Raw genomic sequence first — 7,193 nt, 5'->3', positions numbered from 1 at the left:
AGAAAAGATTAGAAGGGATCTGGAACATTTTTTTATACTGAATTAAACGGATTTGATATAATGCTAAATCCTGTTTTGAAAGTAAGGTAAGGCAGAAGATAGAGGGCAGAAGCGGTGCTACCCCGCGTCGGCGTCACTAGAGTTGCTTAAGCTTTACCAGGAGAACTCGCCCGATCCTATTTCAGCAATAAGAAACAAACTAGAAGAGCTTGATCTAGAGTTCTTATGTAACGACTTAGAAAAACTGTTGATCTCTATGGAAACAGGAAGTACTCGAATTAGCAAAATTATTCGTGGTTTGCGTAACTTCTCCCGTTTGGACGAAGCGCAAAGCAAGGAGGTAGACATCCATGAAGGATTAGAGAATACATTAATGATTTTGCAAAATCGCCTCAACGAGAATAGCTCAGATCTAGAAATTGCTATTGTTAAAAACTATGGGGAACTTCCTCTGGTTAACTGTTATGCCAATCAACTCAATCAAGTATTTCTGTATATTCTCAGTAATGCCCTTGATGCTGTAACCACCTCAGAGGCAGAGAATTTTTCCCAAATTTCCATCACCACTGAGGTGAAAGACTCACAAACAGTTAGAATTAGAATTACTGACAATGGTATTGGAATGAGTGAGGATATTTGTCAACGAATTTTTGAACCCTTCTTTACTACTAAACCAGTTGGTAAAGGCACTGGACTAGGTTTATTTATTAGTTATCAAATTATCACTGAGCAACATGGAGGACAGTTAGAATGTATTTCTCAAGCAGGAAGAGGTACAGAATTTATCATAGATATTCCGATTTAATCTAGTCATATCATGTCCGGTTGAGTAATTAAATTTTAGTGGTGGAATGCAGAGGACAGAAGCGGTACTACCCCACGTCGACGTTAGATGCAAGCAGTCGATCTTCGGAGTTTCCCGGAGGGAGGGATGGCGATCTTAGGAGTAGCTCTGATAAGAGCAGGTTTCCTCGCCATATCAAATCGACCAAGAGAGGGAATGCGCATCCTGTGAGGCAGAAGGTTTTTTCTCATTGCTACCTTATATAGCACTACGCATTAAGGTTAGGACATTTCTAAATCCTGAAAGCCTTTGAAAGTCGGCTGTTCCCTGTTCCCTGTTCCCTAGCGCGTAGCGCTATATCATGTCCGGTTGAATAGTTATAAATAAATTACTCAGGAGTCAGAATTTCCTACGGAATGCTCCGCAAACAGGAGAGAAGAAAGAAGAAGAGAAGGAGAAAGTTTTTTCATCACTAATTATCCGGACATGATATTACAGCGCTTTTCAAATTAATGAACCACATCTTCACAAGCAAAATCTTGTAGGGACGTTCCATGGAACTACTGTGGTTTACCCAAATGAAAACCGCTGTATTTTATACACTAACGATGTTACCATTAGAGATATCCATAAAAGAGGGAGTAGGGAGTAGGGAGTAGGTGGAAATAATTGATAATTTCTGTACGATAATTGATTTTATTTTTTATTATTGGAGATGTCTATGAGCTACTCAAATCTTCATAAAAATCTTCATAAAAATCTGAAGTCCACTCAAACCGTCTACCAACTATGAATAACCTTCCCGGCTACAACTTTAACAAAAACCTTTACCAAGGCACACGCACCCTGGTCTATAGTGGTCAGCGCAGCAGTGATAACAAATCTGTCATCATCAAAGTCTTACGCAACTCCCACCCCAATTTCAGCGAGCTAGTCCAATTTCGCAATCAATACATCATTACTCGTCATCTTGAACATCCAGCTATTGTTCAACCTCTAGTCTTAGAACGTTACGGCAATGGTTATGCTCTAGTGATGCCCGATGATGGAGCGATCGCCCTTACTGACTATTGGCAGCACTCACATCATTCCCAAAAAGACTTCCTCAACATAGCTATCCAGCTAACGAAAGCTCTCCACTACCTAAACCAACAACGGGTTATCCACAAAGACATCAAACCAAACAACATCCTCATTCACCCCGAAACCAAGCAAGTTAAACTCATCGACTTTAGCATTTCAAGTCTACTACCTACTGAACAACAACAACTCATCAACCCTAACGTCTTAGAAGGAACTCTGGCCTACATCTCCCCCGAACAAACCGGACGGATGAACCGAGGTATTGACTATCGCAGCGACTTTTATTCCCTTGGAGTAACCTTCTTTGAACTTCTAAGCGGAAAATTACCGTTTCAGTCTGATGACCCAATGGAATTAGTACATTGTCATATTGCCCAGACAGCCAAGTTTCCAGTCGAAAGTGAACTACCAGAAATCTTGCAACAAATCATCCTGAAATTGATGGCCAAGAATGCTGAAGATCGTTATCAGAGTGCTTTGGGATTGAAGCACGATCTAGAGCAATGTCTACAACAATTAGAAACTATCGGGAAAATTACATCCTTTGAGTTGGCACACAGGGATAAGAGCGATCGCTTTATTATTCCAGAAAAACTCTATGGACGGGAAACAGAAGTGCAAACCCTACTTGATGCTTTTGAGAGAGTCGCAAACTCTCTTCGCAAAGAATCTCCCCCAACCCCCCTTCAAACCAAAAGTGAAGCAACATCTGGCTTCCCCCATTCAACGAAAAGCGAAGCAACATATGGCCTCCCCCTTTCCAAGGGGGGCGGGAGGGGCATAAAAAAGGGAGAAATGATGCTGCTGGCTGGTTTTTCTGGCATTGGCAAAACTGCTGTTGTCAATGAAGTTCATAAACCCATTGTTCGGAAACGGGGCTATTTTATCAAAGGGAAATTTGACCAATTCAATCGCAATATTCCTTTTTATGCCTTTGTACAAGCCTTTCGAGACTTGATGGAACAATTGCTAGGAGAATCTGATACAGATATAGAAATATGGAAAACCAAAATCCTAGAGGCAGTGGGAGAAAACGGCCAAGTCATTATTGATGTGATTCCGGAGCTAGAAAATATCGTTGGAAAACAGCCTTCTGTACCAGATTTATCGGGAAGTGCAGCACAAAATCGCTTCAATTTGCTGTTTAATAAATTTATTCAAGTTTTCACAACAAAAGAACATCCTCTGGTAATTTTTCTAGATGACTTACAATGGGCAGATTTGGCCTCGTTGAATTTACTGAAGTTATTGATGAATGAGTCTGAAGGAGAATATTTACTAATGTTGGGAGCTTATCGAGATAACGAAGTTTTTCCCACTCATCCATTAATGTTGACCTTAGATGAACTTCTGAAAAATCAAGCAATTATTAATACAATTACTCTCCAACCTTTAAGTTTTAAACATATTAATCAGTTAATTTCTGAGACTCTAATGTGCAGTGAAAAACTAGCTCAACCATTGAGTAAGTTAGTGAATCAGAAAACCAAAGGAAATCCATTTTTTACGACACAATTCTTAAAAGGATTATACGAAGATCAGCAGATTATTTTTAACCAAGATTTAGGCTATTGGGAATGCGATCTTTCCCAAGTAAGAGATGCTGCTTTAACTGATGATGTTGTCGAATTTATAGCAGGAAGGTTGCAGAAATTGTCAGAAGAAACTCAACAAGTTTTGAAGTTAGCCTCTTGTATTGGAAATCAGTTTGAGCTAGAGATATTGGCCGTAGTTTGTGAGGAATCTCAAGAGGAAGTAGCGACAGATATTTGGAGAGCATTACAAGAAGGGTTAATAATACCTATTAGTGAAGCCTATAAGTTTTTTCAGGGCGATATAAAACAGACAAAGGCTCAGATGGTGACAGTTGGTTATCGTTTTTTACATGACCGCGTGCAACAGGCGGCTTATTCTTTAATTCCCGAACAGGAGAAACAAAAAACTCATTTACACATAGGTCGAACTCTGTTAAATAGCATTCCCGAAAAGGAACAAACAGAATATATTTTTGATATTATCAACCAGTTAAATATTGGCAGAACATTAATTGATGAAACTACAGAGCAAAATCAATTTTCTCAATTAAATCTCATTGCTGGAAAAAAAGCTAAAGCTGCAACTGCTTATACTGCGGCTTTTGAATATTTCTTAATTGGGTTAGAATTGCTTGGTGAAGATAGCTGGAAAAATCAATATAAATTAACTTTAGAATTACATAATTTAGTTACTGAAGCTGCTTACCTAAATGGAAATTTTGAGCAGATGCAAAAATTTATAGAAATTATCCGGCAAAATACTCAAACTTTACTCGACAAAATACTAATTTATGAAATTAATATTACGGCTTGCATTACCCAAAGTAAACCGCTAGAAGCCATTGAAATTGCACTTTCAATTCTACAACAATTAGGTATTAACTTTCCAGAGCAACCAGATGCTTCTGATATTCAGCAAGGTATTAACCAAGTAATTGAAAATTTGAAAGGGATATCTATCCCCGACTTAGTTCATTTGCCGATAATGACAGACTCAGAAAAAATTGCAGCAATGAAAATCTTAATGCGAACTCTTCCAGCTGTTTTTCAAAGCTATCCAGTTCTGGCTCCCTTGATCGCTTTTGAGATGGTAAAAATATCGATTTTACACGGCAATACATCTGTATCTGCTTATGGTTATGCTCTTTATGGCTTACTTATGTGTGGCTCTTTTGGTGATATTGATGCTGGTTCCGAATTTGGAAAATTAGCTTTGAGTGTTTTATCAAATTTTAATTCTCAAGAACTGAAAGCCAAGATATTAACTATTTTTAGTGCTCATATAGCTCATTGGCAATGTCATATTAGAGAAACTTTATCACCTGCGCTTGAGGGTTATTTGGTAGGAATAGAAACAGGCGATCTTGAATATGCTGGTTATTGTGCTTATATTTATCTTGCTCATTCTTTTTGGCTAGGAAAAGACTTAATAAATTTGGAAAAAGACCAGGATATTTATATTGATTATTTTCAAATAATCAAGCAGAAACTTGCTTTAAATTGGGGTTTTATTTATCAACAAACTCTCTTAAACTTACAAGGAAAGTCGGCATATTTATATAGGTTAATTGGGACGCAATACGACGAATATAAAATGCTTCCTTTACATCAAAAAGATAACGATTTATATACAATTAGTCATTTATTTATTAATAAACTATTACTAAGTTATTTATTCAATAATTACGAATTGGCATTAGATAATGCTAAAATTGTAGAAGAGTCTCTAGCAGGAGTAACTGGATTGGTTATTGTTCCTGTGTTCTATTTTTACGATTCTTTGGTACGATTAGCACTCTATCCTAACCTTCCTGCACCTGAAAAACAAGCAATTATTGATAAAATATACACTACTAATCAGGAAAAAATGAAGATGTGGGTAGATCATGCTCCAATGAATTATCTGCATAAATTTAACTTAGTAGAAGCAGAAATTTGCCGAGTTAAGGAACAAAAAATATCAGCCATTGAGCTATACGATCGCGCCATTGCGGGAGCCAAGGAAAACGAATATATCCAAGAAGAAGCATTAGCCAATGAACTCGCCGCTAAATTTTATCTAGACTGGAGCAAAGAAAAAATTGCAGCTTCTTATATGCAAGAAGCATACTATTGTTATGCCCGCTGGGGTGCAAAAGCTAAAACTGAGCAACTAGAAGAAAAATATCCCCAACTGCTCGCCCCCATCCTACAACAGCAATGGATGGAATTGAATTCCCTTGATAGTATAGAAATTTTAACTCAAACACTGACCTCAAAAGTAAATACTCAAACTAGCAGCGGAGGATTTTCTGATACCTTAGATTTTGCTTCGATATTACAAACAGCTCAAACCCTATCGAGTACCATAGAGCTTGACCAGCTACTAGCCAAAATTGTAAAAATTACTCTGACTAATACGGGGGCGCAGAAGACTGTTTTACTCTCTCCTCAAACTGACCAATGGCAACTACAAGCAATAGCACAATTGACAAAGGATGGTAGAGTTGAGACCGATACTCACTGGCAACCCCTCACCACTGAGAGTAACCTTCCCATTCGCTTGATTCAATATGTGAAAAATACCCAGTCAGCTGTACTAATTGATGAGGGCAAAACTGAAATTGTCGGCATTCTCGAAGGGTACTTACTCCAATATCAACCCCAAAGTGTATTCTGTGTGCCACTGTTAAGTAAAGGCAATTTAGTTGCTATTTTGTACCTAGAGCATCCAACGACCAAAGGTGTTTTTACACGCGATCGCCAGGCAGTCATTCAATTTTTCTGCGCTCAAGCTGCCATTGCTCTGAAGAATGCTCGACTCTATGAGCAAGCTACTCAAGCACTGCGAGACTTACAACAAGCACACTTACAAATTGTTCAAAGTGAAAAAATGTCTACTTTAGGGAATTTAATGGCAGGAGTTGCCCATGAAATTAATAATCCATTAGGCTTTATCGTTGGTAATATTCAACTAGCACAAGAAAATCTAACCGATCTATTAGATCATTTGGCTCTTTATGAAAAGAATGCTTCTACCGAAGACCTAGCTGACCATGCTGAAGAGATTGATTTGGAATATTTGCGAGAAGATTTCCCGAATATTTTAGAGTCGATGAATGTGGGAGTAGAAAGGATGAAAAAAATCAGCACTAGCTTAAGAATATTTTCCCGTAAAGACCAAGAGTGTAAGAGTACATTCGATATCCATGATGGAATTGAGAGTACGTTAACTATCCTGAAGCATCGCACCAAAGCTTCTGAGCAACGTCCTAAAATTCAAATTATTAGAGACTATGAAGATCTGCCAGAAATTAACTGTTTTCCTGGTCAGTTGAATCAAGTGTTTATGAATATTTTGGCAAATGCTATTGATGCTTTTGATGAAGCAAACGAAGGTAAAACTTATACTGAGATTGAGGAAAATCCAAATCGGATCGTAATTCGTACTTCTATGGTAGAAAATCAGGTAAAGATTAAGATTGAAGATAATGCTAATGGGATAAAAGCAGAGGCTAAAGACCGGATTTTTGAGTATGGGTTTACGACTAAAGATGTGGGGAAAGGTACGGGGTTAGGCATGGCGATCGCTCATCAAATCATTACAGAAAAACATGGTGGTACGATCACTTGTGATTCTACATTGGGAAAAGGTACAATTTTTATTATTTCGTTACCCATTAGTTAGGGTTTGCTTATGGAAGTCTTTTTGTTGAGGTAAGGAGTAGGGACCCACCCCTAATATATAATCCGGTTGAATAATTATTGTATAGTTGGAAGTGGGGGAGTAGGGGAGTGGGGGAGTGCGGGAG

2 protein-coding genes are annotated in these 7,193 nt (G+C 38.1%); both read left to right on the top strand.

Features of this window, described 5'->3' with window-relative positions:
- The first annotated feature begins 256 nt into the window (after positions 1-256).
- On the top strand, positions 257-805 hold the full coding sequence (locus AC3DU7_RS20185; protein WP_488041096.1) for a sensor histidine kinase: 549 nt from the start codon (positions 257-259) through the stop codon (positions 803-805).
- Positions 806-1,573: 768 nt separating this feature from the next.
- Positions 1,574-7,069, top strand: coding sequence for a trifunctional serine/threonine-protein kinase/ATP-binding protein/sensor histidine kinase (locus tag AC3DU7_RS20180; RefSeq protein WP_488041095.1), 5,496 nt, complete (start codon positions 1,574-1,576; stop codon positions 7,067-7,069).
- Positions 7,070-7,193: the final 124 nt, after the last annotated feature.

The organism is Okeania sp., assembly GCF_983059655.1.
This window is presented reverse-complemented; position numbering and strand designations above follow the sequence as displayed.